28 protein-coding genes are annotated in these 25,849 nt (G+C 61.9%); 23 read left to right on the forward strand and 5 right to left on the reverse strand.

Annotated elements, in window-relative coordinates:
* The first annotated feature begins 9 nt into the window (after positions 1 to 9).
* On the forward strand, positions 10 to 1,212 hold the full coding sequence (locus G9Q37_RS07095; RefSeq protein ID WP_166226515.1) for a tyrosine-type recombinase/integrase: 1,203 nt from the start codon (positions 10 to 12) through the stop codon (positions 1,210 to 1,212).
* 89 nt (positions 1,213 to 1,301) lie between these two features.
* Here G9Q37_RS07095 and G9Q37_RS07100 read toward each other — a convergent pair whose 3' ends face one another.
* Both G9Q37_RS07100 and G9Q37_RS07105 read right to left on the reverse strand, forming a co-directional pair.
* The gene (locus tag G9Q37_RS07100; protein ID WP_015649464.1) at positions 1,302 to 1,547 is read right to left on the reverse strand and encodes a helix-turn-helix transcriptional regulator; all 246 of its coding nucleotides are present in this window, start codon (positions 1,545 to 1,547) and stop codon (positions 1,302 to 1,304) included.
* Positions 1,548 to 1,626: 79 nt separating this feature from the next.
* Positions 1,627 to 2,607 carry a LuxR family transcriptional regulator gene (locus tag G9Q37_RS07105; protein WP_240936558.1) on the reverse strand — a complete coding sequence of 327 codons (981 nt, stop codon included), beginning with the start codon at positions 2,605 to 2,607 and terminating at the stop codon, positions 1,627 to 1,629.
* A 91-nt stretch (positions 2,608 to 2,698) separates the two neighbouring features.
* On the opposite strand from G9Q37_RS07105, the gene G9Q37_RS07110 reads away from it, so the two are divergent.
* The 10 genes from G9Q37_RS07110 (at position 2,699) to G9Q37_RS07155 (ending at position 9,855) form a co-directional block, all read left to right on the forward strand.
* Positions 2,699 to 2,932, forward strand: coding sequence for an SPRY domain-containing protein (locus G9Q37_RS07110; protein WP_033996783.1), 234 nt, complete (start codon positions 2,699 to 2,701; stop codon positions 2,930 to 2,932).
* Positions 2,933 to 2,935: 3 nt separating this feature from the next.
* Positions 2,936 to 3,811, forward strand: coding sequence for a helicase RepA family protein (locus G9Q37_RS07115; RefSeq protein ID WP_166226519.1), 876 nt, complete (start codon positions 2,936 to 2,938; stop codon positions 3,809 to 3,811).
* Positions 3,801 to 4,670, forward strand: a complete 870-nt coding sequence (gene repC / locus G9Q37_RS07120) for a replication protein C, IncQ-type (protein ID WP_166226522.1) — start codon at positions 3,801 to 3,803, stop codon at positions 4,668 to 4,670. The genes G9Q37_RS07115 and repC overlap by 11 nt, the downstream gene beginning before the upstream one ends.
* Positions 4,671 to 5,386: 716 nt before the next feature.
* The gene (locus tag G9Q37_RS07125) at positions 5,387 to 5,665 is read left to right on the forward strand and encodes a TraK family protein (RefSeq protein ID WP_047350570.1); all 279 of its coding nucleotides are present in this window, start codon (positions 5,387 to 5,389) and stop codon (positions 5,663 to 5,665) included.
* 319 nt (positions 5,666 to 5,984) lie between these two features.
* On the forward strand, positions 5,985 to 6,356 hold the full coding sequence (gene traJ / locus G9Q37_RS07130; protein ID WP_166226524.1) for a conjugal transfer transcriptional regulator TraJ: 372 nt from the start codon (positions 5,985 to 5,987) through the stop codon (positions 6,354 to 6,356).
* Between the two features lie 265 nt (positions 6,357 to 6,621).
* Positions 6,622 to 7,407, forward strand: coding sequence for a P-type conjugative transfer protein TrbJ (gene trbJ / locus G9Q37_RS07135; RefSeq protein WP_033996778.1), 786 nt, complete (start codon positions 6,622 to 6,624; stop codon positions 7,405 to 7,407).
* A gap of 15 nt (positions 7,408 to 7,422) precedes the next feature.
* A complete protein-coding gene (trbK, locus tag G9Q37_RS07140; RefSeq protein ID WP_026437069.1) occupies positions 7,423 to 7,692 on the forward strand; it encodes an entry exclusion lipoprotein TrbK in 270 nt (89 codons plus the stop codon).
* A complete protein-coding gene (gene trbL / locus G9Q37_RS07145) occupies positions 7,689 to 9,287 on the forward strand; it encodes a P-type conjugative transfer protein TrbL (protein WP_166226526.1) in 1,599 nt (532 codons plus the stop codon). Before trbK ends, trbL begins: the two co-directional genes overlap by 4 nt.
* A 2-nt stretch (positions 9,288 to 9,289) precedes the next feature.
* Positions 9,290 to 9,562 carry a hypothetical protein gene (locus G9Q37_RS07150; protein ID WP_210768845.1) on the forward strand — a complete coding sequence of 91 codons (273 nt, stop codon included), beginning with the start codon at positions 9,290 to 9,292 and terminating at the stop codon, positions 9,560 to 9,562.
* 62 nt (positions 9,563 to 9,624) lie between these two features.
* Positions 9,625 to 9,855, forward strand: coding sequence for a type I toxin-antitoxin system ptaRNA1 family toxin (locus G9Q37_RS07155; RefSeq protein WP_010378963.1), 231 nt, complete (start codon positions 9,625 to 9,627; stop codon positions 9,853 to 9,855).
* A gap of 243 nt (positions 9,856 to 10,098) precedes the next feature.
* Here the strand turns inward: G9Q37_RS07155 and G9Q37_RS07160 are convergent, their stop codons facing one another.
* Together G9Q37_RS07160 and G9Q37_RS07165 are read right to left on the reverse strand one after the other, a co-directional pair.
* Positions 10,099 to 10,458, reverse strand: a complete 360-nt coding sequence (locus tag G9Q37_RS07160) for a helix-turn-helix domain-containing protein (RefSeq protein WP_047350575.1) — start codon at positions 10,456 to 10,458, stop codon at positions 10,099 to 10,101.
* Positions 10,455 to 10,823, reverse strand: coding sequence for a helix-turn-helix domain-containing protein (locus G9Q37_RS07165; protein ID WP_166226528.1), 369 nt, complete (start codon positions 10,821 to 10,823; stop codon positions 10,455 to 10,457). The genes G9Q37_RS07160 and G9Q37_RS07165 overlap by 4 nt, the downstream gene beginning before the upstream one ends.
* A gap of 329 nt (positions 10,824 to 11,152) precedes the next feature.
* Between G9Q37_RS07165 and mads1 the strand changes: the two genes are divergently transcribed.
* The 6 genes from mads1 to G9Q37_RS07195 are packed head-to-tail and all read left to right on the forward strand — an operon-like array spanning position 11,153 to position 21,258.
* Positions 11,153 to 11,353: a methylation-associated defense system helix-turn-helix domain-containing protein MAD1 gene (gene mads1 / locus G9Q37_RS07170; protein WP_010378957.1), complete on the forward strand. Its 201-nt coding sequence runs from the start codon at positions 11,153 to 11,155 to the stop codon at positions 11,351 to 11,353.
* Between the two features lie 58 nt (positions 11,354 to 11,411).
* Positions 11,412 to 14,180 carry a class I SAM-dependent DNA methyltransferase gene (locus G9Q37_RS07175; RefSeq protein WP_166226530.1) on the forward strand — a complete coding sequence of 923 codons (2,769 nt, stop codon included), beginning with the start codon at positions 11,412 to 11,414 and terminating at the stop codon, positions 14,178 to 14,180.
* The gene (locus G9Q37_RS07180) at positions 14,177 to 16,231 is read left to right on the forward strand and encodes a DEAD/DEAH box helicase (protein WP_166226532.1); all 2,055 of its coding nucleotides are present in this window, start codon (positions 14,177 to 14,179) and stop codon (positions 16,229 to 16,231) included. The genes G9Q37_RS07175 and G9Q37_RS07180 overlap by 4 nt, the downstream gene beginning before the upstream one ends.
* Positions 16,224 to 17,435: a GIY-YIG nuclease family protein gene (locus G9Q37_RS07185; protein ID WP_166226534.1), complete on the forward strand. Its 1,212-nt coding sequence runs from the start codon at positions 16,224 to 16,226 to the stop codon at positions 17,433 to 17,435. Before G9Q37_RS07180 ends, G9Q37_RS07185 begins: the two co-directional genes overlap by 8 nt.
* A gap of 38 nt (positions 17,436 to 17,473) precedes the next feature.
* Positions 17,474 to 20,101: a TrlF family AAA-like ATPase gene (locus G9Q37_RS07190; RefSeq protein ID WP_240936560.1), complete on the forward strand. Its 2,628-nt coding sequence runs from the start codon at positions 17,474 to 17,476 to the stop codon at positions 20,099 to 20,101.
* Positions 20,083 to 21,258: an RNA-binding domain-containing protein gene (locus tag G9Q37_RS07195; protein WP_166226536.1), complete on the forward strand. Its 1,176-nt coding sequence runs from the start codon at positions 20,083 to 20,085 to the stop codon at positions 21,256 to 21,258. The genes G9Q37_RS07190 and G9Q37_RS07195 overlap by 19 nt, the downstream gene beginning before the upstream one ends.
* Before the next feature lie 35 nt (positions 21,259 to 21,293).
* On the opposite strand, the gene G9Q37_RS07200 is transcribed toward G9Q37_RS07195, so the two are convergent.
* Complete coding sequence (locus G9Q37_RS07200; RefSeq protein WP_003131969.1) at positions 21,294 to 21,728, reverse strand: mercury resistance transcriptional regulator MerR; 435 nt, start codon at positions 21,726 to 21,728, stop codon at positions 21,294 to 21,296.
* Between the two features lie 71 nt (positions 21,729 to 21,799).
* Between G9Q37_RS07200 and merT the strand changes: the two genes are divergently transcribed.
* The 6 genes from merT to G9Q37_RS22015 all read left to right on the forward strand — a co-directional run bounded on the left by merT (position 21,800) and on the right by G9Q37_RS22015 (position 25,797).
* A complete protein-coding gene (gene merT, locus G9Q37_RS07205; protein WP_003131974.1) occupies positions 21,800 to 22,150 on the forward strand; it encodes a mercuric ion transporter MerT in 351 nt (116 codons plus the stop codon).
* A gap of 12 nt (positions 22,151 to 22,162) precedes the next feature.
* Complete coding sequence (gene merP / locus G9Q37_RS07210; RefSeq protein ID WP_003131987.1) at positions 22,163 to 22,438, forward strand: mercury resistance system periplasmic binding protein MerP; 276 nt, start codon at positions 22,163 to 22,165, stop codon at positions 22,436 to 22,438.
* Between the two features lie 71 nt (positions 22,439 to 22,509).
* Entirely contained in the window at positions 22,510 to 24,195 is a 1,686-nt protein-coding gene (gene merA / locus G9Q37_RS07215; RefSeq protein ID WP_003158917.1) for a mercury(II) reductase, read from the forward strand.
* 17 nt (positions 24,196 to 24,212) lie between these two features.
* The gene (gene merD / locus G9Q37_RS07220) at positions 24,213 to 24,578 is read left to right on the forward strand and encodes a mercury resistance co-regulator MerD (protein WP_000995360.1); all 366 of its coding nucleotides are present in this window, start codon (positions 24,213 to 24,215) and stop codon (positions 24,576 to 24,578) included.
* Positions 24,575 to 24,811: a broad-spectrum mercury transporter MerE gene (merE, locus tag G9Q37_RS07225; RefSeq protein ID WP_003132004.1), complete on the forward strand. Its 237-nt coding sequence runs from the start codon at positions 24,575 to 24,577 to the stop codon at positions 24,809 to 24,811. The genes merD and merE overlap by 4 nt, the downstream gene beginning before the upstream one ends.
* On the forward strand, positions 24,808 to 25,797 hold the full coding sequence (locus tag G9Q37_RS22015) for a DUF3330 domain-containing protein (RefSeq protein ID WP_003132006.1): 990 nt from the start codon (positions 24,808 to 24,810) through the stop codon (positions 25,795 to 25,797). The genes merE and G9Q37_RS22015 overlap by 4 nt, the downstream gene beginning before the upstream one ends.
* Positions 25,798 to 25,849 lie beyond the last annotated feature (52 nt).

Consider the following 25,849-nt stretch of genomic DNA (forward strand, 5'->3'; position numbering starts at 1 on the left):
GCGAGAACCATGCTGACCGATACCAAGCTGCGTAACCTCAAGCCGAGGGACAAGCTCTACAAGGAAAATGACCGTGACGGCCTCTATGTGGCCGTCACGCCCGCTGGGGCGATCTCGTTCCGCTACAACTACTCGATCCACGGTCGGCAGGAGACCATCACCTTCGGCCGCTATGGCGTCGGCGGCATCACCCTTGCGGAAGCCCGCGAGCGGTTGGGAGAGGCTAAGAAGATGATCGCAGCCGGGAAGTCGCCGGCCAAAGAGAAGGCTCGGGACAAGGCCCGCGTCAAGGATGCGGAGACGTTCGGGGCGTGGGCGGAAAAGTGGCTGCGCGGCTACCAAATGGCTGACTCCACCCGCGACATGCGCCGTTCAGTCTACGAGCGCGAGCTGAAGCCGAAATTCGGCAATCAGAAACTGGGAGAGATCACCCACGAGGACTTGCGGGCGCTGACCGATGCCATCGTGGAGCGCGGTGCACCGGCGACCGCAGTGCATGCTCGCGAGGTGATGTTGCAGGTCTTTCGCTGGGCCATCGAGCGCGGCCAGAAGGTCGAGAACCCGGCAGAGCTGGTGCGGCCGACGACTATCGCCAAGTTCGAGCCGCGCGACCGTGCGCTGACGCCCGACGAGATCGGTCTGATGTATCAGTACATGGAGCGCATCGGCACAACGCCATCCATTCGGGCTGCCGCCAAGTTGTTGCTGCTGACGATGGTGCGCAAGAGCGAGCTGACCAACGCGACCTGGAGCGAGATCAACTTCAGCGAGGCGCTTTGGACCATCCCGAAGGAGCGGATGAAGCGACGCAATCCGCACCTGGTGTTCCTGTCCCGGCAGGCGTTGGACATCTTCATTGCCCTCAAGACCTTTGCCGGCGGATCGGACTACGTGTTGCCGTCGCGGTACGACTCGGACTTGCCCATGAGCAGCGCCACGCTCAACCAGGTGCTGACGCTGACGTATCGGCTGGCGCAGAAGGAAGGGAAGTCGCTCGCCAAGTTCGGGCCACATGACTTGCGGCGCACGGCCAGCACGTTGTTGCATGAGGCCGGCTACAACACGGACTGGATTGAGAAGTGCCTTGCGCACGAGCAGCGAGGCGTCAGGGCCGTCTACAACAAGGCCGAGTACCGCGAGCAGCGGACGGCGATGTTGCAAGACTGGGCGGACATGATCGACGAATGGACACTGAAGCGGCCGAAGGCGTAAGCCAGAAGATTACAGTTCGCTCGCCTGCCCGAACATCGAGGCATGGCCCCGGGTTTCATTGACACTTGAGGGGCGTAGCGTTTTAGCCGCTAAAAAGTGGCTGCTGCGACCGACGGGGTGAAGCCGGGACGCATGGCCTGAGTGCCCGATGCCTTGCGCGCCTCGATCCATTCCTCGACCTCGGCCAAGTCCCAGGCGACGTTTCGGCTGGTGAGCGCAATGCGACGCGGAAACTCCCCCCGCTGCTCCATATTGAAAATCGTGCGCTCAGACAGCGGGATCATCGCCAGTAGCTTCTTGCGGTTGATGAGCGTCTTACTTGTCGTTGTCTGCATCCCTTGGCCTCTTTCAGTCACTTGCGAACATGTGCCTGATGGTGCCTGTGAATGCGGATTGTTTCGTCCTATTAGTTGGTCAATTTGGTTGACGCCGCGAGCGCGACTTTGAACTCAAGTGGAACATCGCAGGGATCGACGTCAGTGCCTTCGATACGGCTTGGCGTTCTATACCTAGCTTTCGCGCAATCTCCGACTGGTTGAGTCCAGACCGCTGGAGCATCAGCATCTGCTTTTTGCGATCCGATAGCTTTGAGTCCACCATCAGCCGTGCTTGATTGCGCAGCTCTGCCTTGTCCGCCGGCTGTAAGGTCTGGCCTGCGACATAGTGGAAGAAGTAGCTGTCAACCAGTTGATCGCCCGATTTCACTTGGGCAGTGGCCGGCTTCGCGCATTGCTGGTTGAGTCTCGCCAGTTCGAGGTCGAATTGCGCGAGGGATCGCCTTGCTTGTCTGTAGACAGGGTTCCATGCGCCGCTCGGCAATTTAGGCCGGTGATCCAGGCAATACAGGCTGCTTAGTCGAAGCCTTTCCTCTGGATCGTCCGCCTTCGGATCATCGCTCCCGCCGGCGAATGAGGTCAGCTCGGCGAGTGATCCGCAGAACCGGCAGAACCCCTGGAGGCGTTCGCCATTCAGTCGGGTGTCGCGCACCTTCGACTTCACCGGCCGTTTGCAGGCGCAGTCCCATACAAGCCCGATCAACGATTCGAGTGTTGCAACAAACCGCCGATCTCTTGGCGTCTGCCTATCCTCCGTTTTGATGAACTGGCGCAGCAACTGCCGCTGCATGCGAACCATCGCATCAAGTCCAATCAGTCGAATGATTCCGCTGAAGCTCACCCCTGTTCCTGCTCCGGGGATATGGCCCAAGTAGCGTTGTGGCAGCGTCGCCGTGTACGCAGCCACGGCGGGGTCAATAAGTTCCTGTAACAGCCCAACGATGGGGTAGCGCCGCGAGGAGGCGGAATACGGCCGCCAGCGATCCTCAAACTGCCCGATGGCTTCCGAGACAGTGGGATCGCAGCCTTCCCAGATGACAATGGTTGGATCGTTCTTCATGTCAACCATTTTGGACAACTAATAAGATGTAGGCAACCCCCAATAACGCCTAACCTTCGTAGCAATTCAGTTGATAACGGAGGTTTACGCAATGACGATAGAAGACACGCTACTGCAACGCTTCGGCCCGCTGCTGAGCATGGCACAGCTCGCCTCCGTCCTGGATCGATCACCGGATGGCCTGCGGGTCAGTTTGCGCACGACGAGCGAATGGGCGGGGCGAATCAACAAGGCTCGCTTGAAGATCGGTCGGCGCGTCTACTTTCGAACCTCGCAGATCGCCGAGGTGCTGAGCGACGAATCCCTGTACGGAACGGGGAACTGAGTCGTGGCGATTGACGTCCTGGCGGCGTTCGAGTGCGAACCGCCGGTGCTGGACTTCATATGGCCGGGCTTCCTCGCGGGAACCGTCGGCGCGCTCGTCGCCCCAGGGGCCACGGGCAAGAGCTTCTGGGCGCTGGAAGCGGCCATGAGCATCGCATGCAGCGTTGCCGGCGGCGACCTCGTGGGCCTGGCCCCCGCACACACCGGGCGCGTGGTCTATCTGGCCGGGGAAGACCCGCCGCCCGCGCTTGTCCGGCGCATTCACGCCATCGGCCAGCACCTTGGGCATACAGCCCGCCAAGCCATCGCCGAGAACCTCGTGCTTGAGCCGATCATGGGCAAGCGCCTGAACGTCATGGACGAGGCTCACTTGCGCCGCGTCATCGAGTACAGCGCCGGGGCGAGGCTGATCGTGCTGGACACCCTGAGCCGCATCCACGCCCTCGATGAGAACAGCAACGGCAACATGGCCCACCTCGTGGCCGTGCTGGAGCAGGTCGCGGCTACCACGGGCGCATCCGTGCTCTACCTGCACCACGTCAGCAAAGGAAGCGCCCGCGAAGGGCAGACCGACCAGCAGCAGGCCGCGCGTGGCGCGTCCGCGCTGATCGACAACGCCAGGTGGTGCGGTTACGTCGCCCGCATGACTGAGGACGAGGCGAAGCGCCTCAGCGACCGCGCCCATGACCGGCAGCCCATCGGCGATGAGCGGCGCGGCTTCTTCGTGCGTTTCGGCGTCAGCAAGCAGAACTACGACGCCACGCCGCTTGATCGCTGGTACATGCGGCACGCCGGCGGCGTGCTGGTGCCGGTGGAGCTGTATGAGGCCAGCAGGAATGAGGAAAGACGTAATAGTCGGAGGCGAGGCGATGGCTTTTGACCTCACCCATGCCAGGCACGACCCAATGCACTGCTTGGTCCCCGGCTTGTTCCGCAGTCTCAAGCGCGGTGAACGGAAGAAACTCAAGCTCGATGTGACGTATCACTACGCCGGGACTGAACAAGCGCGGTTCGTCGGTTTCGAGCCTCTTGGCGCTGATGACATGCGGCTGCTGCAAGGTCTTGTGGCTCTTGGAGGGCCGAAGGGCATCATCCTGACGCCAGAGCCAACAGCGGACTTGCCGAAGCAACTCCGTCTATTCCTTGAGCCGAAGTTCGACGCGGTGGGGCAGGATGCGCTGGTCGTGCGAGAGAGCATGACCCGCCTGCTAGGCGAAATCGGCTTGACCGATGGCGGTGACAACATCCGGGCGATCAAGGCGTGCTTGCTGCGCATGGCAAACGTGACGGTGGTGCTCACCAAGGGAAGCCGGCAAAGGTCTTTTCACCTGATGAGCTATGCCTTCGATGAGGATGACGGACGGCTGTTTGTCGCGTTGAATCCTCAGATTGCAGAGGCGATTCTTGGGCGGCGCCCATATACCCGCATCGAGATGGTCGAGGTGCGGGCGCTGCAAACCGACCCGGCCCGCCTGATTCACCAACGGCTATGCGGCTGGATCGACCCCGGCAAAGCCGGGCGCGTGGAACTCGATACCCTTGCTGGCTACGTCTGGCCGGACGAGGCGAACGCCGAGGCCATGAAGAAGCGCCGCCAGAAGGCCCGCAAGGCTCTGGCCGAGCTTGCCACCGTGGGATGGAAGGTCAGCGAGTATGCGGCAGGGAAGTGGGAAATTGGCAGGCCGAAGCCCGTAGTAACGTTCCCCAAGCTCCGTAGCAACGTTCCCCTTCACCCGTAGCAACGTTCCCCGCCTCAAACCGGAAAACAGAGCAACGGCGCGGGCTTGCGGCTAGTCCGCAAATTCCATCCATGATCTTCCAAGATCATCCACTAGGCGCGGCACTTGCCGCCGCCCTTTAGGGCGACGCCAAGTCCTTGCCGATGGTCGGCCTGCGGCCGAGTTGTACGCCAGAAGGGCGGTCAGCTCCGGCCGGTTCTTTTTAGCGGCTAAAACGCTGCGCCCCTCAAGTGTCAATAAGATGTTGTATGTTGTATGTTGTAGCGCGCTACAACATACAACAGTTCAATTCAATGCCCTGGCCACGTCATGAGATCGGCCTTTCTTTCGCGCGCTACGTCGAGCTGCAGCATCGTCATCTCCGGCGAGGCTGGCCATGTCCGGGCCATGGTCGACCATCGCCACGTCCGACGATGCACCGAGGGCCCCATCGCCAGTTCTGACGATGACGGCCGCCGGCGCTGGAGCTCGCATCGCCACTTCTGACGATGCGATCCTCTCTTTGACACTTGAGGGGCCGAGCGGCGGGGATCTCCCGGCCTACTCCCCTCTTGGCGTTCAATTTTCCGTGCTGAATGAGCTGCCATCCCTGTTTCGATGGGCGTGCCTGTGTCATCGGCTCTATGTCAACCATTTCGGCCAATTATTGGAATGTTGTGTAGGCCAGCACTCCGTAACCTTCGGAGTAGTTCAGTTGATAACGGAGGTTTACGGACATGGCGACGACAGAAAGCAGCTACCCCGAGGAGCTGGCCGCACGGCTGGCTCTTCAGCAGAAGACCTCGCAAACAAAGCGCAGGGACTACCTGGCCGCTTTCATGGCGGTGCGCTCGGACGTGAAGGAAGCGATGGAGGCCGGCTACGCGCTCAAGATCATCTGGGAGCACCTGCGCGAGGTCGGGCGCATCCCTTTCCGGTATGAGACGTTCCTGAAGTACGTTCGCCAGCACATCACCAATGCGCGGCCTAGCTCAATGGGGCAGGGTACGAAGTAAGCAAAGTTCCATGCTCAATCGCTGCAAGCGCATGGCTGAAACGCTGTTACCGGCCTCTTGGATCTCTGCAAGCACGCGGACATTGGCAATTTCCGTTGGTTTTCCCGCTGTTGGCGCGCTGTTGCGAAGCAACGGTGCGGTTACAGCGCGAAGTTCGATGAGTCATACGAGGCAAAAACAACGCCGTAAGGCGGGCAGGATGTGTGAAGTAGGCCCACCGGCAAGCCGGTTGTCCTTCTTCACTGTCCCTTATTCGCGCGGGGCGCTCAACGGGCATCCTGCTCTGCGAGGCTGCCGGCTACCGCCGGTTGGAGGACACATGGGTGACGAGAATCGAATCACCAGGAAGGGCAGCCCGCCGATCAAGGTGTACTGCCTTCCAGAAGAACGCGAACTGATTGAGGCGAACGCCAAGATGGCGGGGATCAGCGTGGCGCGCTATCTGCGCGACGTAGGCCAGGGCTACCAGGTCAAGGGAGTCATGGACTACCACTACGTACGCGAGCTGGCGCGGGTGAATGGCGACCTTGGCCGGCTGGGCGGATTGCTCAAGCTCTGGCTGACCGACGATCCGCGCACTGCCCGTTTCGGCGATGCAACGATTCTCGCCCTGTTGGCTCGGATCGAAGCTACTCAGGATGAAATGAGTCGGCTTATGAAATCGGTGGTGCAGCCGAGGGCCGACCGTTGAGAGTTTTAGCGGCTAAATTTCCGTGTGCCGGACGCGACACGAGGCACTTCCAGGCCGCCGGCCTGAGCGTTATCAACTCTCGGGAGGACGCATAAGGCCAGGGACACCCCGTAAGGGCCGAGAGCAGAATCACCGAAGCCCGGGCCTCAGTGCCAAGGGCGATACCGATTAGCTAGTGGCGTAGCTCTTCGATGAAACCTTGCCGTGGGCAAGCGCGAGCTTGGTCAAGGCATTGCCTTTCTTTCATCGAATGGAGATTGCGACCATGAAGCACGTCCGTTTTTTAGCGGCTAAAACCGCGCTCGCCGCCGCTCTGGCCGGCAGCATCATCGTCACCCCGGCGCAGGCCGGCATCCCCGTCATCGACGGCGGCAACCTGGTGCAGAACGTCATGACCGCCATTGAGTCGGTGGCGCAGACGCTCAAGCAGATCGAGCAGTACCAGACTCAATTGCAGCAGTACGAAAACATGCTGCAAAACACCATGGCTCCGGCCGCCTATATCTGGGACCAGGCGCAGTCCACCATCAATGGACTGATGGCCGCCACCGACACGCTGAACTACTACCGGAATCAGCTCGGCAGCATCGATGCGTACCTGGGCAAGTTCCAGGATGTGGCCTATTACCGTGGTTCGCCTTGCTTCTCGGCCGCTGGGTGCTCGGATGCCGAGCGCGCTGCGATGGAGCAAAACCGCAGCCTGGCGAGCGAGAGTCAGAAGAAGGCGAACGACGCGCTTTTCAAGGGCCTGGAGCAACAGCAGCGCAACCTTTCCGCCGATGCTCGCCAGCTCGAACGGCTCCAGTCCGCCGCGCAGGGCGCGACCGGGCAGATGCAGGCCATCGGCTACGCCAACCAGCTCGCCGCCAACCAGGCAAACCAGCTTCTGCAAATCCGTGGCCTGCTGATCGCACAGCAGAACGCCGCGACGGCCAGGATGCAGGCGCAGGCCGACCTAGAGGCGCAACAGCAGGCCGCCGGCGCGACTTCCCGGGAGTCCAGGATCGAGCGGACGGCCAACCCGAGAAACTGGCTCGAACTGACCCGCTGACGGAGGCCCTGCACCATGAAGAAAACGATGCTGCTTACCGGCCTCGTGGTGGTGCTGGTGGCTGGTTGCGACAACAAGCCGGCCATCCCGCCCATGCCCGAGGTCAATGACACCAATTGCCAGATCGAGGCGATCAAGAAGATCGAGGACAGGGCCACGCGCGAGAAATTCGCCGGGCTGTGCTCGCGCCGGTCGCCGGCCGCCGGCGGCATCGCGCCGACCGAGAAGCCCATGAACTGGCTCGAACTGGCCGACCCGAAAGACCAGAAGGAGGCGAAGCCATGAAAACACTGCACAAGGCGGCGCTGATCGGCGTCGCCCTCGCGCTTTACTCCACCGCCGCATCGGCCCAACTCACCAATCAGGGGATGCTTGACCAGGTGGTGACGGAGTTCGCCACGCGAGCCACGTCCTGGCAGACGGTGGTGATGAATGCCGCGATGTTCCTGTTCTGGACGCTGGGCACGATCTCGCTGGTTTTCACCTTCGGCTTCATGGCGCTGCGCAAGGCTGACATTGGCGAGTTCTTCGCCGAGTTCATCAGGTTCATCCTGTTCTTCGGCTTCTTCCTCTGGCTATTGCGCAACGGCCCGGCCTTCGCCAACTCGATCATCCAGTCACTGGCCCGGATCGGCGAGCAGGCGTCCGGGGTGGCGTCGGTGACACCCTCGGGCATTGTGGATATCGGCTTCATGATCTTGAAGCAGGCATTCAGGAACTCGTCGATCTGGTCGCCCGTGGATAGCTTCATCGGTGTGGCCTTGAGCGTCGGCATCCTGATCCTGCTGGCTGTTGTCGCCGTGAATATGTTGCTGCTGCTCGTATCAGGCTGGCTGCTGATGTACGCCGGAATCTTCTTCCTCGGCTTCGGTGGAAGCCGTTGGACTTCCGACATGGCGATCAACTACTACAAGACCGTGCTGGGCGTGGCCGCGCAGATCATGACGATGGTGCTCCTGGTCGGCATCGGGAACGACCTGCTTTCCAGCTTCTACGCCAGGATGAACACCGGCACCCTGAACTTTGAAGAGCTGGGCGTGATGCTGGTGTTCTGCGTGGCGTTGCTCATGCTGGTCAATCGTGTGCCCCCGCTTGTCGCCGGCATCATCACCGGCTCGGGGATCGGTGGCGCTGGCGGCATTGGCAACTTCGGTGCAGGTGCCGCCATCGGTGCGGCTATGGGCGCGTCGAGTATGGCCGCCGGAGCGGCCAGCGTGGCTGGCGCGGCCGTGATGGGCGGTGCGGCCTCGGCCGCCGGCGGCATGTCGGCGATTAGGGCGGCGTTCGAGAAAGCAGGGGCTAGCGCCGGTGGCGAATCGGGCGGAGTGCCCATGTTTGGTGGTGGTGCTGGCGGTGATTCCGATGCTGGACCGTTCGCGCAGGCGGCGGGCTTTGGTGGCGGCGGTTCCAGTGCCGGCACAAGTACGCCGCTCGGCCAGGCGGCTGGCTTTTACAGCTCTGGAAGCTCCAGCAATTCGGGCGGCAGCGGCGGCGAATCGAGGGGCGGCGACAAAGCCGGCTCCAGCTCGAAGGGTAGCGGCGATGTCGGCGGCTCGAAGGCCGGCGGCGGCAGCGACGCTGGCGGCCAAGCCGGCCGAGGTGCGGGAGGCCTTGTCGCTGCGACGGCTGCGAACCTGGTGCAAGGCATTGGCGACGTTGCGCAGGCCAAGGCGGCCAGCATCCGCGACGCCGCCGCCGAACGCATCGCCGACACCACCGGAGGGAAGATCGCCGCCGCAATCCGGGCGAGCAGCCAGACAGACCGGGCGGTCGACGATGTGCCCAGCTTCGGCGGCAACAGCCTGGCAGGGGCCGATTCGGCTGCTGCTGATCCTGATGATGAAGTGGTCGCGTTCGCCAACCGCGACAAGGAGGTATGACGATGACGCCGAGAGGATTTTTCGACTGCCTGGACGTTGCCGCTGCCGAGCAGCGCCAGGCGCAGGCGGTTGAGGTTGAGCCGGTCGACGATCAATCGACTGATGCAGACCCGGCGGCAGAAGTTGCGGCCTTTGTTGATCGACCTGCTCCGCCCGTCATTGAGGCCACCAAGCTGGCGGCCAGGTCGGGCGGCTACGCCAGCAGCTACGGCAGCAGCGCGAGAAGCACGCCGCTGGCCGAGGCCGCCGGCTTCTACGGCACCGGCAGCCGATAAGCGCGTCGGCCGGCGTGGGGCCGGCCGACACTTCCACAACCCACCTGTTAGAGAGGTGAATCATGGCAACCCTGAATCCTACCAATGCAACGCAGGCCGTTCATCATGCAGCCGTGCAACTCGCCGCGCTCGACTGGCTAGACCAGGACGCGGCGCGGCAGCTCGGGCCGCTCGCCGAGGCCGTGGCGAACGCTTTCATGGTCGTGTTTTACCAGGCCGAGACGGGCCAGGCGACACCTGCCGACTTTCGCGAGGCCCTGGACGCGGTGCGGCAGTCACTCGGCGCCGCGTAGGCACGCGCACCAGGAGCAGCAAGGGCGGCCATTGGCCGCCCTTGTCATTTCCGGGCCTGCATCGTCAAAGGTGACGATGTGCGCTGGCGTGCTCGAGCATCGCCAGATCGGACGATGACGGCCGCTCTGGCCTTCTCCCTTGGCGTGGATCGCATCGTCGCTTCTAGCGATGAGATCCAGCGCACCAGAACGGCGCACGTCGAGCTGCAGCACCGCCAGGAATGGCGATGCTGGCCAGCTCTCCTACTCGATGCCGTGCATGGCCTTCGCCCGCGCTGCGACGGCCTGTGCGTGTTCGATATAGGCCGGGTCGGCTGTGGCCTCGGCTTCGGCCAGGAAGGTGCTGATCGCCTCGGCCGAGGTCAGCGTCTCGGCCGGGTCGAAAGGCGTCAGCTCACGGCCAACGGCCGGCGCATCCACCCATTCGCGTTGTTCCGGCGGCAGTGGATACACGCCGGCGGCTTCGGCCTCGGCCAGCAGCTCGGCCAGGGTGTAGCGCACCTGGTCAGGCGTGACGGCGCGGGCGGGATCGGCCTTCAAGGCGTCATAGGCCGGGCCGACCTTCTCATGCAGCCAGTTTTCCAGGTTCTTCGAGCCTGTCATCGACTGGCCTCATCAAGCATGGATGCCAGGCGCTCCAGGTCATTGACCGATTGCGAGCGAAAGCGGCCGGTCAGCAGCTCGTGCAGCGCGGCCGGCGTCAATCCGAGAAGCGTAGCCGCTTGCTCGGTCGACAACTGTCGCGCCTTGATGGCCTCGCCGATCTTGGTGACGAGTCGGGTCTTGACCAGCATTTCGCCGGCGTCGGGATAGCCCAGGTCGGCATAGACGTTGGCGCTGCCGTGCTGAATGTTCGGGGTGTCGTCAGCGTTCAGGTCGGCCAGCAGCTCGGCGACTGTGGCGAACCGCCCCGAGACACGGCCGGCGCGGCTGTCTGCAATTGCTTCCTCGGTTTCCTTCCTGCCCATCGCACACCTCACGCTGATTTGCCTAGCCCGTCTCATCCAGATGAGGCCACAGAGAGCGCGGCTGTGAAGGCCAAAGAGTACTACGTTGCGTGTTTTCCCCGGAAGAAGACACGCCGACCACCTTCTTGGCGTAAACCATCTACGACCCGGTGGCTAAAGCACATGGCCTTGCCATCGAGCCGGTGCCGCGAGCCCGCCGCAACGCATGGCGCCGGCCGAATCCATGGCGTCGCGCACATGAGATTCGGGGTTCACTTGGGTGGATCAGATGGTAAACTTGGCCAAACTTTGGAAGACTTCGCCGCGCGACACCAAGCGAGCCGCCTGACATGAACCAACCTGATAGCGAAATTCTCACGCTGGATGAAGTGGCGGTCTACCTCAAGGCAGGGAAGAAGACCGTTTACCGGCTGGCCCAGCAGGGGGAGATACCGGGATTCAAGCTGGGCGGCACCTGGCGGTTTCGTCGCAGCGAGCTGGATCGCTGGATTGCCGCGCAGATAGCCGAGAAAACGCAGGACAAGACATGAGCGCCCCGAAAAACGATAGCAACCAGGCGGCCTCGCCCCGAGAGGGGGCTGCACGTCCATGAACGCCGTAGAAATCGAACAAGCCATCACCGACCTCGCGGAGCAGCCGTTCGACCGTGCGGAGTTCCCCTATGCCTTTCTTGAGGCGTTCGGCAACAAAGCGACCACCATCAAGCGCCTGCGCGCGGGGGCGTCGAACAAGTCCGACCTCGGCGGTGTTCTCCAGACCAGCAATATCCACATCCTGACCTGCGACGTAGGGCGGGTGACACAGACGCTGGCCGCTCTCAAGGCCAGCCCGGCGACGGCCAAGGCCAAGGCGAAGTTCATCCTCGCCACCGACGGTGCGGACTTCGAGGCCGAAGACCTGGCCAGCGGTGAGACCGTCGCCTGTGCCTTCAAAGACTTTCCCGACCACTTCGGCTTCTTCCTGCCGCTGGCGGGCATCAGTACCGTCCGCCAGATCAGCGAAAACGCCTTCGACATTCGGGCCACCAGCCGCCTGAACCGTCTGTACGTCGAACTGCTGAAAGACAACCCTGAATGGGGCACGGCGGAGCGCCGCCACGACATGAACAAGCTCATGGCGCGGCTGATTTTCTGTTTCTTCGCCGAGGACACCGACATTTTCATCGGGAAGGGGCGTTTCACCGAAACCGTTGCGCAGATGAGCGCCAAGGACTCGTCCAACACGCACGAGGTCATCGCCACGCTGTTCCGCGCCATGAACACCAAGCGCGAGGACCGGGCTGCCGCCAAGATTCCTCGATGGGCCGAAGATTTCCCCTACGTCAACGGGGCTTTGTTCTCCGGCGGCGACGAGGTGCCGCGATTCAGCAAGATCGCCCGGTCCTACCTGCTGCACGTTGGTGGCCTGGACTGGACCAAGATCAATCCTGACATCTTCGGCTCGATGATCCAGGCCGTGGCCGAAGACGAGGAGCGCGGCGAGCTGGGGATGCACTACACCAGCGTTCCCAACATTCTGAAGGTGCTCAATCCGCTGTTCCTCGACGACCTGCGGGCGAAGCTGGAGGAGGCGGGCGACAACGCCCGCGTGTTGCTCAACCTGCGCAAGCGCATTGCCAAGATCAGGGTATTCGACCCGGCCTGCGGCTCGGGCAATTTTCTGGTCATCGCTTATAAGGAAATGCGCGCCATCGAGGCCGAGATCAATCGGCGGCGCGGCGAGCCGGATCGCGCGTCGGAGATCCCGCTCACCAACTTTCGCGGGATTGAGCTGCGTGACTTCCCGGCGGAGATTGCCCGCCTTGCGCTGGTCATCGCCGAGTATCAGTGCGACGTGCTGTACCGGGGGCAGAAGCTGGCCCTGGCCGAGTTTCTGCCCCTGCGTAACGAGAACTGGATCACCTGCGGCAACGCGCTGCGGCTCGACTGGTTGAGCGTTTGCCCGCCCACCGGGACGGACGTGAAGGTGCTGGCGGATGATCTGTTTGAGACGCCGCTCGACCAAGCGGAGATTGACTTCGAGAACGAAGGCGGCGAGACGTACATCTGCGGCAATCCGCCGTACCAAGGAAGCGTTGGTCAGACAGCGCAGCAGAAGGAAGACATGGCGCGAGTCCTCGCGCCCCTTCTAAAGACTTACAAGGATTTGGACTATGTAGCCGCGTTCGTTCTGAAAGCAGCTCAGTTCAACAATTTTACTGGGGCGGCAAGCGCATTCGTAACGACTAACTCCATCACTCAAGGAGAGCAAGTTGCAATGCTTTGGCCGCTCGTATTTAAAGAGTGCAACACGATCAACTTTGCGCACACATCGTTCTTGTGGAGCAACCTCGCTAGTAACAAAGCTGCTGTCACGTGTGTGATTCTCGGCCTGACGACCAACCCTGGCTCTGAAAGGAAACTGTTCGGCGAAGGCACTGTTAGATCATGCGCCAACATTAGTCCGTATCTTGTCGCTGCTGATACCGTGATTGTCACGAAGAGATCGAGTGCGCTTTCAGCCATCGGACATATGCAGTCGGGGAATAAGCCGACTGATGGAGGTCATCTGACACCATCTACTGAAGAGAAGGATCAAATAATTGCAGCGAGTCCAGATGCCAGACGCTTCCTAAAGCGCTACGTTGGATCGCGCGAATTGATAAACGGTGGAGCTCGCTGGTGCATATGGATCGAGGATGACGATCTTGAAGAGGTAAATCGCATCGATATTCTTCGTGACCGCCTCGAAAAGGTTCGCGAAATGCGCTTGAGTAGTAACGGAGCTCAAGCCAACGAGAACGCTGCCACGCCGCATCGCTTCGTTTTCGCCCCTCATAGTCGCCACGCTGCAATCGCAGTTCCGAATGTGTCGTCGGAACGAAGGTTGTTTCTTCCGTGCGAGATAACTGGATATGACACCGTTGTCTCCAATCTCGCGTCGGTGATTTACGATGCGCCGCTTTGGAACTTGGCACTGATTGCATCACGCCTGCATCTCGTTTGGATCGCCACCGTTTGTGGCAGGCTGAAGACCGATATTCGCTACTCCAATACCCTCGGCTGGAACACCTTCCCCGTGCCCACGCTCACCGACAAGAACAAGGTCGATCTCACGCGCTGCGCTGAGGATATCTTGCTGGCGCGGGAGCATCACTTCCCCGCGACCATCGCGGACCTGTACGACCCCGAGAACATGCCCGCTGACCTGCGTGCCGCACATGATCGCAACGACGAAGTGCTGGAGCGCATCTACATCGGTCGGCGCTTCAAGAACGACACTGAGCGGCTGGAAAAGCTGTTTGACCTTTATACCAAGATGACCGCTTCGGCTGCACCGGCCAAGGGCAAGAAACGCAAGGCGGGAGCCAACGCATGAGCGACAAGATCAAGTCCGTACCGTCCGTTTCCGTCACCTACGCCCGAAACGGCGCATCGACCAAGGCCAATGCTCTTGGGATGCGGCCCATGCAGGAGCGGGCCTACGAGAAGCGGGGCGAGCAATACCTGCTTATCAAGTCGCCGCCCGCATCGGGCAAGAGCCGTGCGCTGATGTTCGTGGCACTCGACAAGCTCAAGAACCAAGGCTTGAAGCAGGCCATCATCGTTGTGCCGGAGAGGTCCATCGGTGCCAGCTTCAACGACGAACCGCTGTCGAAGTACGGCTTCTGGGCGGACTGGCAGGTCGAACCCAAGTGGAACCTGTGCAATGCGCCAGGCAACGACAACGGCGGCAAGGTCAAGTCGCTGGGCGCATTCCTCGAAGGCGAGGACAAGGTGCTGGTCTGCACCCATGCGACCTTCCGCTTCGCTGTCGATGCCTACGGCGTCGAGGCGTTCGACGACCGATTGATCGCGGTCGATGAGTTCCACCACGTTTCGGCCAATCCGGACAACAAGCTCGGCTTGCACCTGGGGCAGTTCTTCGCGCGGGGCAAGACGCACATCGTCGCCATGACCGGCTCCTACTTCCGTGGCGACGCCGAGGCCGTGCTCGCGCCGCAGGATGAGTCGAAGTTCGATACCGTCACCTACACCTACTACGAGCAGCTCAACGGCTACGAGTACCTCAAGCAACTCGACATCGGCTACTTCTTCTACAGCGGGCCTTACGTCGACGACATCCTCAATGTCCTCGATCCCGCCGAGAAGACCATCATCCACATCCCGAATGTCAATTCGCGCGAGAGCACGAAGGACAAGATGCGGGAAGTGGAGCACATCATCGAGGCGCTGGGTGAATGGCAAGGCATCGACCCTGCGACCGGCTTCCAACGTGTCAAGCGCCCCGATGGCCGCGTGCTGCGGATCGCCGATCTCGTCGATGACGATGCCGCCAAGCGCGACCGCGTGTCCGCCGCGCTCAAAGACCCGGCGCAGAAGAACAGCCGCGACCATGTGGACATCATCATCGCGCTGGGCATGGCGAAGGAAGGCTTCGATTGGATTTGGTGCGAACATGCACTGACCGTGGGCTACCGCGCCAGCCTGACCGAGATCGTGCAGATCATCGGCCGAGCTACCCGCGACGCGCCCGGCAAGACCCGCGCGAGGTTCACCAACCTGATCGCCGAGCCGGACGCAGCCGAGGAAGCTGTCACCGAGGCCGTTAACGATACGTTAAAGGCCATCGCGGCGAGCCTGCTGATGGAGCAGGTTCTTGCTCCGCGCTTCGAGTTCAAGCCCAAGAACCCCGACAGTGGCCCGGTGCCGGGTTTTAACTACGGCGAGGGTGGCTACGACCCGGATCGCTGCAACATCGGCGTCAATGAGCAGACAGGGGCGTACCAAATCGAGATCAAGGGCATCGCCGAGCCCAAGAGCAAGGAGGCGGCGCGAATCTGTCAGGAAGACCTGAACGAAGTCATCGCGGCCTTCGTGCAGGACAAGCCCACCATTGAGCGCGGCCTGTTCGATGAGGAGTTGGTGCCCGAGGAGCTGACGCAGGTTCGCATGGGCAAGATCATCAAGGACAAGTATCCCGAGCTTGACGCCGAAGATCAGGAGGCCGTGCGCCAGCATGCCATCGCCGCCCTCAACCTGACGCAACAGGCCAAGCGGCTTGTCACCGAAGGCGAGAGCGACGGGTCGCCCAACACCGCCCTGATCGACGGCGTGCGCCGCTTCGCGATGGACGTGCGCGAGCTGGACATTGACCTCATCGACCGCATCAACCCCTTTGGCGAAGCCTACGCCATCCTCGCCAAGACCATGAGCGAGGACAGCTTGAAGCAGGTCGCGGCGGCCATCTCGGCGAAGCGCACGAGTCTGACGCCGGACGAGGCGAAGGAGATGGCTGTTCGCGCCGTTCAGTTCAAGAAGGAGCGCGGACGCATTCCTGCACTCGATTCCCAGGATGCCTGGGAGCGACGCATGGCCGAAGGCGCGGCCGCCTTTATGCGATTCAAGGCGGAGGGGCGCTATGAGTAACTCCGATCTTGACGAACTCGCTGCGGAGCTTGCCGAGTTCGCACCGCCCGAGGCGAAGGCCGGACGGCCGGCCAGTGAGGAGCGCGTCATCGCGGGCTTCGAGGAAATCCAACGCTTCACCGAGAAGCACGGGCGTGCGCCGCAGCATGGTGAGGATCGCGATATTTTCGAGCGCCTCTATGCCGTGCGCCTGGACCGCTTGCGTGCGCTCCCGGACTGCCGCGCCCTGCTGGAGCCGCTGGACCATCAGGGCTTGCTTGCCGGGGCGCCTACCGTTGCCGCTTCGGCAGATGAAGCCATCGACATCGACGACCTGGCCGCCGAGCTGGCGGGCGTAGCCGACGCAGACGACATCACGGTCCTACGCCATGTCCGCACCAGCGCCGACAAGCGCGCCGCCGAGGAGATCGCGGATCGCAAGCCTTGCGAAGACTTCGAGGCGTTCAAGCCACTGTTCGAGCGCGTAGCGACGGAAGTCAAGACCGGATTGCGCCAGTCCCAGCCCATAGAGGCGGGCCGCCGCGCGATTGAGGCCGGGGACTTTTTCGTTCTCGATGGAATCACGCTCTACGTCGCAGACGTCGGCGAACCGCTGAGAACCACCGCCGGGGAAGTGGACCGCCGCCTGCGCCTCATCTTCTCCAACGGCACCGAAAGCAATCTGCTGTTGCGCTCGCTCCAGCGCGCTTTCTACAACGACCCCGCCGCGCGGCGGCTGGCCTCGCCCGAGAGCGGACAACTCTCCTTCGGCGGCGAGCTTGAGGCCGATGATGTCGAAAGCGGCACGATCTACGTCCTGCGCTCCCTCTCCGATCATCCCTATGTCGCGCAGCACCGCGACATCATCCACAAGATGGGCGTGACCGGGGGCAGGGTGGAGACGCGCATTGCCAACGCCGAACACGACTCCACCTACCTGCTGGCGAAGGTCGAAGTGGTAGCGACCTACAAGCTCGCGGGCGTCAACCGCACCCGGATGGAGAACCTGTTCCACAGACTGTTCGCGCCCGCGCGGTTGAACATCACGATCAACGACCGCTTCGGTCATCCTGTGCAGCCTGAGGAATGGTTCCTAGTGCCACTTCATGTGATCGACGAGGCGGTTCAGCGCATTCGAGATGGATCGATCACCGAGTTTATCTATGACCCGCAGACCGCTCGACTGGTGGGCTACGCGCGGACTAACTATAAGGATGAACCATGATGGAAAGTCTGCGACCGAAGCAGTCAGAGGCTCGATCCATGGTCTTTGCAGAAGGGGCGCAGTGGGTCCGTGCTGACTTTCATCTGCATACCCGAGCGGACCGAGAATTCAAGTTCACGGGCGATGACAACTTCTACAACAGCAACTATGTGGATGCGTTGGAGAAAGCGGACATCCGATTGGGCGTCATTACCAACCACAACAAGTTCGACTTCGAAGAATTCAAAGCACTGCGCAAGACGGCCCAGAAGAAGGGTATTGCGCTGCTGCCAGGCGTTGAGTTGTCGGTCAATGACGGGGCTAATGGCATCCACACGCTTGTTGTGTTCTCCGACGAATGGATCGATGAACACAATTACATCAACCCCTTTCTGACCAGCGCATTCGAAGGTAAAACGCCCGCGCAGTACGAGCAGGAGAACGGGCGCACTTCATGGTCGCTTCTGGAGACCATCAAGAAGCTGGAAGGCTATCACCGGGACTTCTTCCTTGTCTTCGCCCATGTCGAAGCCCCGAGTGGCCTGTGGGCGGAGCTGGATGGCGGCCGGCTTACTGAGTTGGGGCAAAACGAGTTCTTCCGACGCAGAACGCTGGCTTTTCAGAAGGTACGCACGCACGACGGCGCAGGCAAAGACAAACCCTGCCGCACCAAGATTCAAAGCTGGCTACAGAGCTGGTACCCCGCCGAACTGGAAGGCAGCGACCCTAAGAGTGTCGATGAAATCGGTCGAGGCAAAGCCAGCTACCTGAAGCTGGGCGAACTGTCCTTCGAGGCGGTCAAGTTTGCCTTGAGCGATCCCGCTGGGCGGGTAGCCATGGAGCCGCCCAAACATCAAGCGTCGCACATCCGCAGCATCCGCTTCGACGGCGGCATCCTCGATGGGCAAGTGCTGCATTTCTCTTCCGAACTCAACACGTTGATCGGCATCCGGGGCAGCGGCAAATCGTCCATCCTGGAGGCAGTACGCTACGCCCTCGACATTCCACGCGGCGAGAAGGCGCAGGACACCAAGTACAAGGATGAGTTGATCCGCCATACCCTTGGCAGCGGCGGCAAGGTGACGCTGACAGCATGTGACGTGTACGGACAGGAGTTCACCATCTCCCGCATCTTCCGCGAAGCCCCGAATGTCTATTTGGGCGGCAAGTTGCAACCCGGCGTGTCGATCCGGGAAACCGTACTGCGCCGTCCGATCTACTTCGGCCAGAAGGACCTTTCCAGCACCGGCGAAGGCTTCGAGACCGATCTGGTGGAAAAGCTGGTTGGCGAGAAGCTGCGTGTGCTGCGTGACGAAATAGAGGTTCAACGCCAGCGCGTGCGTGACGCTGCTCAGCGCTGGCTCAAGCTCAGCAACACGGCCGAACTCAAGCGCGACTTCGAGACCCAACTAAATGATGCCAACTTCCGTCTGACCAAGTTCGCGGAGCACGGTGTCGCCGATAAGCTCCAAAAGCGACTTGGCTTCCAGCAGGACGCCACAGCGCTCGCGCGCATGATGGAGCGGGCAGACAGCTTCATCCTCGCTCTAGGAAGTCTGATTGCCGAGCATGAGGACGAGCTGCGGAACGCAACGAGCTACGTTTCCAAGCAGAACCCGGATTTCTTCACGGCCTACTACGCTGAGTTCTCCAGCCTCGTTGCCAAGGTCGATCAGCTCAAGCAGATCGAGCGAGAAGCGAACGTCATTGCAGCTCGCCTCAAGACCAAACAGGGCGAATTTGAAGGCGCAAGCAGGAGCCTTCAGGAGGAGTTCGCACAAGTCGAGCGCCAACTGGCTCAGGAGCTCAAGCAAACCGGCATGACTGCCATCCAGCCGGACGACTTCCTGGCCCAGCAGCAGCGCAAAACCAAGGCGGAGCAAATGCTGGAGGCGCTGGCCAAGCAGGAATCACAGCAGACCAGCATCCGCGACGCGCTGTTTGCCGAGATCGACAAACTCAATGAACTATGGCTGCGCGAGTTCAATACCATCAAGGTAGAGCTGGACCGCGTGAACGCTGGCCACACCGCCCTGCAGATCGAAGCGGACTTCAAGGGCGACAAGGAAGCCGCCATCAGCTTCATGCAGCAGCTCTTCAAGGGCAGCAACATTCGCGAAACCACGCTGCGCGCAGTGATGGAGGACTATGCCGATTTTGGCGGCCTCCTACGTGCCTTGCCGGGAGCCTTGGCGAAGGCCGGCAGCACCCCCGAGGTCTTCGAAAAGACCTTCATGCAGAACCTGACCGATTTCGTCACCTGGCAGGTGCCCAACCGCTTCGTCATCCGCTATCGCGGCAAAGAGTTGAAGCACCACTCTCTCGGGCAGCGCGCTTCGGCGCTGTTGCTGTACGTGCTCAGTCAACGCCAGAACGACGTGATCATCATCGACCAACCGGAAGACGATCTGGACAACCAGACCATTTACGACGATGTGATCAAGCTGCTACGGGAAATGAAGCCTCACGCCCAATTCATCTTCGCCACCCACAACGCCAACTTCCCGGTGCTGGGTGACGCGGAACAGGTGCACGCCTGCCAATACCAGGACGAGAAGGTCGCCACGCGAAGCGGCAGCATCGACGCCCGCCCGGTGCAGGACGCCATCATCAACATCATGGAAGGAGGCCAGGAAGCCTTCAACCGTCGCAAAGAGGTCTACAACCTATGGAAACCACAGAGCTGATCGACCTGCTCAGCCGGGGCGAGGACAGTCGGCAGCAGTTCAAGACGGACATCAACAATGCCGACGCCTTGGCAGCAGAGATCGTTGCCTTCAGCAACACCGCTGGTGGTCGCATCTTCATTGGGGTGAACGACGACGGTTCGGTGCGCGGTCTATCCGGCGCCGACGTTGCTCGTCTCAACATGCTCATCGCCAACGTGGCCTCGCAGGTCGTGCGTCCCGCCGTGAACCCGCTCACGGAAAACGTGCCTCACCCGGCAGGCACGGTGCTGGTGCTCTCTATCGCTGAGGGCGTCAACAAGCCCTACATGGACAAGAACGGCGCGATTTGGGTGAAGAACGGCTCGGACAAGCGCCGCGCCACCTCGCGCGAGGAATTGCAGCGCCTGTTCCAGCAGGCGGGTTTGGTGCACGCCGACGAAACGCCCGTAGCGGGCTTGAGCGCGGGCGATGTGGACATGCCCTATTTCGAAACCTTCTTCGAGCAGCAATTCGGTGAGCCGCTCGCCCAGCATAACCAGCCGCTGCCGCAGTTGCTGACCAACATGAACCTGATGAACCAGGGGCAGCTCAACGTGGCGGGCGGTCTGCTGTTCGCCAAATCACCGCACTACGCGCTACCCGCCTTCGTCGTCAAGGCCGTCGCCTTTGTCGGCACCCAGATTGAGGACGAACGCTACATCGACAGCCGCGACATCGTCGGCAAGCTGGCCGACGTGTTCCAGCAGACGTTGGGCTTTATCGTCGCTAACACCCGCGCCGCGCAGGGCGAGCAGGGCTTCAACTCCCAGGGGCAGCCTGAGATTCCCCGCATCGTCTGGGAAGAACTGGTCGCCAACGCCCTCATTCACCGCGACTACTTCGTCAGCGCGCCGATCCGCGTACTGGTCTTCGCGGATCGTGTCGAGATCATCAGCCCTGGCCACCTGCCCAACAACCTGACTATCGAGAACATCAAGGCCGGCAACTCCAATATGCGCAACCCCATCCTGGCGTCCTTTGCCGCCAAGCTCCTGCCTTATCGCGGATTGGGTAGCGGCCTGCTGCGCTCACTGAGGGCATGGCCGCAGATCGAACTCATCGATGATCGGTCCGCCAATCTGTTCAAGGCTATCGTGGCGCGTCCCAGCTTGCTGGAGCCGGCCGGAAGTTCTTGACTGGGGTCGTCTCAGAAAACGGAAAATAAAGCACGCTAAGGCATAGCCGAACCTGCCAAGCTTGCTCCACCCTGTAGTGACGCGATCAGCGGGCAGGAAACGTTCCCCCTTCGCGCATGGCAGGCGCACACCAACTCAGACAGCACGGCCTCCATGCGCGCCAGGTCAGCCATTTTCTCGCGCACGTCCTTGAGCTTGTGCTCGGCCAGACTGCTGGCTTCCTCGCAATGGGTGCCATCCTCCAGCCGCAGCAGCTCGGCGATCTCATCCAGGCTGAAGCCCAGCCGCTGGGCTGATTTCACGAAGCGCACCCGCGTTACATCCGCCTCGCCATAGCGGCGGATGCTGCCATAGGGCTTGTCAGGCTCCAGCAACAAGCCCTTGCGCTGATAGAAACGGATGGTCTCCACATTGACCCCGGCCGCCTTGGCGAAAACGCCAATGGTCAGGTTCTCCAAATTGTTTTCCATATCGCTTGACTCCGTACATGAGTACGGAAGTAAGGTTACGCTATCCAATTTCAATTCGAAAGGACAAGCGCATGTCTGAACCAAAAACCGGGCGCGGCGCGCTCTTCACTGGAGGGCTTGCCGCCATCCTCGCCTCGGCTTGCTGCCTCGGGCCGTTGGTTCTGATCGCCTTGGGGTTCAGCGGCGCTTGGATCGGCAACTTGGCGGTGTTGGAACCCTATCGCCCCATCTTTATCGGCGTGGCGCTGGTGGCGTTGTTCTTCGCCTGGCGGCGCATCTACCGGCAGGCAGCGGCCTGCAAACCGGGTGAGGTCTGCGCGATTCCCCAAGTGCGAGCTACTTACAAGCTCATTTTCTGGATCGTGGCCGCGCTGGTTCTGGTCGCGCTCGGATTTCCCTACGTCATGCCATTTTTCTACTGATCGGAGTTCACCATGAAGAAACTGTTTGCCTCCCTCGCCCTCGCCGCCGTTGTTGCCCCCGTCTGGGCCGCCACCCAGACCGTCACGCTGTCCGTACCGGGCATGACCTGCTCCGCCTGCCCGATCACTGTCAAGAAGGCGATTTCCAAGGTCGAAGGCGTCAGCAAAGTTGACGTGACTTTCGAGACACGCCAAGCGGTCGTCACCTTCGACGATGCCAAGACCAGCGTGCAGAAGCTGACCAAGGCAACCGCAGACGCGGGCTATCCGTCCAGCGTCAAGCAGTGAGTCACTGAAAACGGCACCGCAGCACAACGGACGTCATTGTCTGGCGCCACAAACGATAAAGGATCTGTTGCATGACCCATCTAAAAATCACCGGCATGACTTGCGACTCGTGCGCGGCGCACGTCAAGGAAGCGCTGGAAAAAGTGCCAGGCGTGCAGTCGGCGCTGGTGTCCTATCCGAAGGGCACAGCGCAACTCGCCATCGTGCCGGGCACATCGCCGGACGCGCTGACTGCCGCCGTGGCCGGACTGGGCTACAAGGCAACGCTAGCCGATGCGCCACTGGCGGACAACCGCGTCGGACTGCTCGACAAGGTGCGGGGATGGATGGCCGCCGCCGAAAAGCACAGTGGCAACGAGCCCCCGGTGCAGGTAGCGGTCATTGGCAGCGGTGGAGCCGCGATGGCGGCGGCGCTGAAAGCCGTCGAGCAAGGCGCGCAGGTCACGCTGATCGAGCGCGGCACCATCGGCGGCACCTGCGTCAATGTCGGCTGTGTGCCGTCCAAGATCATGATCCGCGCCGCCCACATCGCCCATCTGCGCCGGGAAAGCCCGTTCGATGGCGGTATTGCGGCAACTGTGCCTACGATTGACCGCAGTAAGCTGCTGGCCCAGCAGCAGGCCCGCGTCGACGAACTGCGGCACGCCAAGTACGAAGGCATCCTGGGCGGTAATCCGGCCATCACCGTTGTGCACGGTGAGGCGCGCTTCAAGGACGACCAGAGCCTTACCGTCCGTTTGAACGAGGGTGGCGAGCGCGTCGTGATGTTCGACCGCTGCCTGGTCGCCACGGGTGCCAGCCCGGCGGTCCCGCCGATTCCGGGCTTGAAAGAGTCACCCTACTGGACTTCCACCGAGGCCCTGGCGAGCGACACCATTCCCGAACGCCTTGCCGTAATCGGCTCGTCGGTGGTGGCGCTGGAGCTGGCGCAAGCCTTTGCCCGGCTGGGCAGCAAGGTCACGGTCCTGGCGCGCAATACCTTGTTCTTCCGTGAAGACCCGGCCATCGGCGAGGCGGTGACAGCCGCTTTCCGTGCCGAGGGCATCGAGGTGCTGGAGCACACGCAAGCCAGCCAGGTCGCCCATATGGACGGTGAATTCGTGCTGACCACCACGCACGGTGAATTGCGCGCCGACAAACTGCTGGTTGCCACCGGTCGGACACCGAACACGCGCAGCCTCGCGCTGGACGCAGCGGGGGTCACTGTCAATGCGCAAGGTGCCATCGCCATCGACCAAGGCATGCGCACGAGCAACCCGAACATCTACGCGGCCGGCGACTGCACCGACCAGCCGCAGTTCGTCTATGTGGCGGCAGCGGCCGGCACCCGTGCCGCGATCAACATGACCGGCGGCGATGCGGCGCTCGACCTGACCGCAATGCCGGCCGTGGTGTTCACCGATCCGCAAGTGGCGACCGTGGGCTACAGCGAGGCGGAAGCCCACCACGACGGGATCGAGACCGACAGCCGCACCTTGACCTTGGACAACGTGCCGCGTGCGCTCGCCAACTTCGACACACGCGGCTTCATCAAGTTGGTTATCGAGGAAGGCAGCCATCGGCTGATCGGCGTACAGGCGGTCGCGCCGGAAGCGGGTGAACTGATCCAGACGGCGGCTCTGGCCATTCGCAACCGCATGACGGTGCAGGAACTGGCCGACCAGTTGTTCCCCTACCTGACGATGGTCGAGGGGTTGAAGCTCGCGGCGCAGACCTTCAACAAGGATGTGAAGCAGCTTTCCTGCTGCGCCGGGTGAGAAAAAGGAGGTGTTCAATGAACGCCTACACGGTGTCCCGGCTGGCTCTTGATGCCGGGGTGAGCGTGCATATCGTGCGCGACTACCTGCTGCGCGGATTGCTGCGCCCGGTGGCGTGCACACCAGGCGGCTACGGCTTGTTCGATGACGCCGCCTTGCAACGGCTGTGCTTCGTGCGGGCGGCCTTCGAGGCGGGCATCGGCCTCGACGCGCTGGCGCGGCTGTGCCGGGCGCTGGATGCGGCGGACGGCGACGAAGCGGCCGCGCAGCTTGCCCTGCTGCGTCAGTTCGTCGAGCGTCGGCGCGAAGCGTTGGCCGATCTGGAAGTGCAGTTGGCCACCCTGCCGACCGAGCCGGCACAGCACGCGGAGAGTCTGCCATGAACAACCCCGAGCGCTTGCCGTCCGAGACGCACAAACCGATCACCGGCTACCTGTGGGGCGGACTGGCTGTGCTGACTTGCCCCTGCCACCTGCCCATCCTCGCTGTCGTGCTGGCCGGCACAACCGCCGGTGCTTTCCTCGGCGAGCATTGGGTCATCGCGGCGCTCGGTTTGACCGGCCTGTTCCTTCTGTCCCTGTCGCGGGCGTTGCGGGCATTCAGGGAAAGAGAATGAGCGCTTTCCGGCCGGATGGATGGACGACGCCGGAACTGGCCCAAGCGGTCGAGCGCGGGCAGCTTGAACTGCACTACCAGCCCGTCGTCGATCTGCGCAGTGGTGGGATTGTCGGCGCGGAAGCCCTGTTGCGCTGGCGTCATCCGACGCTTGGACTATTGCCACCGGGCCAGTTCCTGCCCGTGGTCGAATCGTCCGGCCTGATGCCTGAAATCGGCGCTTGGGTGCTGGGCGAAGCCTGCCGCCAGATGCGTGACTGGCGAATGCTGGCATGGCGACCGTTCCGGCTGGCCGTCAATGTTTCGGCGAGCCAAGTGGGACCGGACTTCGACGGGTGGGTAAAGGGCGTGCTGGCTGATGCCGAGTTGCCCGCCGAGTATCTCGAAATCGAGCTGACCGAATCGGTCGCGTTTGGTGATCCGGCGATCTTCCCCGCCCTGGACGCCTTGCGGCAGATCGGTGTGCGCTTCGCCGCCGATGACTTCGGGACGGGGTATTCCTGTCTGCAACATCTGAAGTGCTGCCCAATCAGCACGCTCAAGATCGACCAATCGTTTGTCGCCGGGCTCGCCAACGACCGCCGCGACCAAACCATCGTGCACACCGTGATTCAGCTTGCGCACGGGCTGGGCATGGATGTGGTGGCTGAAGGCGTGGAAACATCGGCGAGTCTTGATCTATTGCGACAAGCGGACTGCGACACAGGACAAGGCTTCCTGTTCGCGAAGCCAATGCCGGCGGCGGCATTCGCCGTCTTCGTCAGTCAATGGAGGGGTGCCACCATGAATGCAAGTGACTCGACCACCACCAGTTGCTGCGTGTGCTGCAAGGAAATCCCGCTCGATGCCGCCTTCACCCCGGAAGGCGCGGAATACGTCGAGCACTTCTGCGGGTTGGAGTGTTATCAACGCTTCGAAGCGCGTGCCAAGACAGGGAACGAAACCGATGCCGATCCGAACGCCTGCGACTCGCTACCGTCAGATTGAGGCATACCCTAACCGGATGTCAGGGTAGACTGCCTCACAACGTCAGAATAGA

This window comes from Hydrogenophaga crocea, from assembly GCF_011388215.1.
GTDB lineage: Bacteria > Pseudomonadota > Gammaproteobacteria > Burkholderiales > Burkholderiaceae_C > Hydrogenophaga > Hydrogenophaga crocea.

What these genes read in the sequence shown, in the direction of transcription:
- G9Q37_RS07095 (WP_166226515.1), top strand. Translation starts at nt 10, where the DNA reads ATGCTGACCGATACCAAGCTGCGTAACCTCAAGCCGAGGGACAAGCTC.
- trbJ (WP_033996778.1), top strand. Translation starts at nt 6,622, where the DNA reads ATGAAGCACGTCCGTTTTTTAGCGGCTAAAACCGCGCTCGCCGCCGCT.
- G9Q37_RS07160 (WP_047350575.1), bottom strand. Translation starts at nt 10,458, where the DNA reads ATGACAGGCTCGAAGAACCTGGAAAACTGGCTGCATGAGAAGGTCGGC.
- mads1 (WP_010378957.1), top strand. Translation starts at nt 11,153, where the DNA reads ATGAACCAACCTGATAGCGAAATTCTCACGCTGGATGAAGTGGCGGTC.
- trbK (WP_026437069.1), top strand. Translation starts at nt 7,423, where the DNA reads ATGAAGAAAACGATGCTGCTTACCGGCCTCGTGGTGGTGCTGGTGGCT.
- G9Q37_RS07165 (WP_166226528.1), bottom strand. Translation starts at nt 10,823, where the DNA reads ATGGGCAGGAAGGAAACCGAGGAAGCAATTGCAGACAGCCGCGCCGGC.
- merE (WP_003132004.1), top strand. Translation starts at nt 24,575, where the DNA reads ATGAACAACCCCGAGCGCTTGCCGTCCGAGACGCACAAACCGATCACC.
- G9Q37_RS07100 (WP_015649464.1), bottom strand. Translation starts at nt 1,547, where the DNA reads ATGCAGACAACGACAAGTAAGACGCTCATCAACCGCAAGAAGCTACTG.
- merD (WP_000995360.1), top strand. Translation starts at nt 24,213, where the DNA reads ATGAACGCCTACACGGTGTCCCGGCTGGCTCTTGATGCCGGGGTGAGC.
- traJ (WP_166226524.1), top strand. Translation starts at nt 5,985, where the DNA reads ATGGGTGACGAGAATCGAATCACCAGGAAGGGCAGCCCGCCGATCAAG.
- merT (WP_003131974.1), top strand. Translation starts at nt 21,800, where the DNA reads ATGTCTGAACCAAAAACCGGGCGCGGCGCGCTCTTCACTGGAGGGCTT.
- G9Q37_RS07185 (WP_166226534.1), top strand. Translation starts at nt 16,224, where the DNA reads ATGAGTAACTCCGATCTTGACGAACTCGCTGCGGAGCTTGCCGAGTTC.
- G9Q37_RS22015 (WP_003132006.1), top strand. Translation starts at nt 24,808, where the DNA reads ATGAGCGCTTTCCGGCCGGATGGATGGACGACGCCGGAACTGGCCCAA.
- G9Q37_RS07105 (WP_240936558.1), bottom strand. Translation starts at nt 2,607, where the DNA reads ATGAAGAACGATCCAACCATTGTCATCTGGGAAGGCTGCGATCCCACT.
- trbL (WP_166226526.1), top strand. Translation starts at nt 7,689, where the DNA reads ATGAAAACACTGCACAAGGCGGCGCTGATCGGCGTCGCCCTCGCGCTT.
- G9Q37_RS07195 (WP_166226536.1), top strand. Translation starts at nt 20,083, where the DNA reads ATGGAAACCACAGAGCTGATCGACCTGCTCAGCCGGGGCGAGGACAGT.
- G9Q37_RS07190 (WP_240936560.1), top strand. Translation starts at nt 17,474, where the DNA reads ATGGTCTTTGCAGAAGGGGCGCAGTGGGTCCGTGCTGACTTTCATCTG.
- G9Q37_RS07175 (WP_166226530.1), top strand. Translation starts at nt 11,412, where the DNA reads ATGAACGCCGTAGAAATCGAACAAGCCATCACCGACCTCGCGGAGCAG.
- G9Q37_RS07200 (WP_003131969.1), bottom strand. Translation starts at nt 21,728, where the DNA reads ATGGAAAACAATTTGGAGAACCTGACCATTGGCGTTTTCGCCAAGGCG.
- G9Q37_RS07110 (WP_033996783.1), top strand. Translation starts at nt 2,699, where the DNA reads ATGACGATAGAAGACACGCTACTGCAACGCTTCGGCCCGCTGCTGAGC.
- G9Q37_RS07155 (WP_010378963.1), top strand. Translation starts at nt 9,625, where the DNA reads ATGGCAACCCTGAATCCTACCAATGCAACGCAGGCCGTTCATCATGCA.
- merP (WP_003131987.1), top strand. Translation starts at nt 22,163, where the DNA reads ATGAAGAAACTGTTTGCCTCCCTCGCCCTCGCCGCCGTTGTTGCCCCC.
- merA (WP_003158917.1), top strand. Translation starts at nt 22,510, where the DNA reads ATGACCCATCTAAAAATCACCGGCATGACTTGCGACTCGTGCGCGGCG.
- G9Q37_RS07180 (WP_166226532.1), top strand. Translation starts at nt 14,177, where the DNA reads ATGAGCGACAAGATCAAGTCCGTACCGTCCGTTTCCGTCACCTACGCC.
- repC (WP_166226522.1), top strand. Translation starts at nt 3,801, where the DNA reads ATGGCTTTTGACCTCACCCATGCCAGGCACGACCCAATGCACTGCTTG.
- G9Q37_RS07150 (WP_210768845.1), top strand. Translation starts at nt 9,290, where the DNA reads ATGACGCCGAGAGGATTTTTCGACTGCCTGGACGTTGCCGCTGCCGAG.
- G9Q37_RS07125 (WP_047350570.1), top strand. Translation starts at nt 5,387, where the DNA reads ATGGCGACGACAGAAAGCAGCTACCCCGAGGAGCTGGCCGCACGGCTG.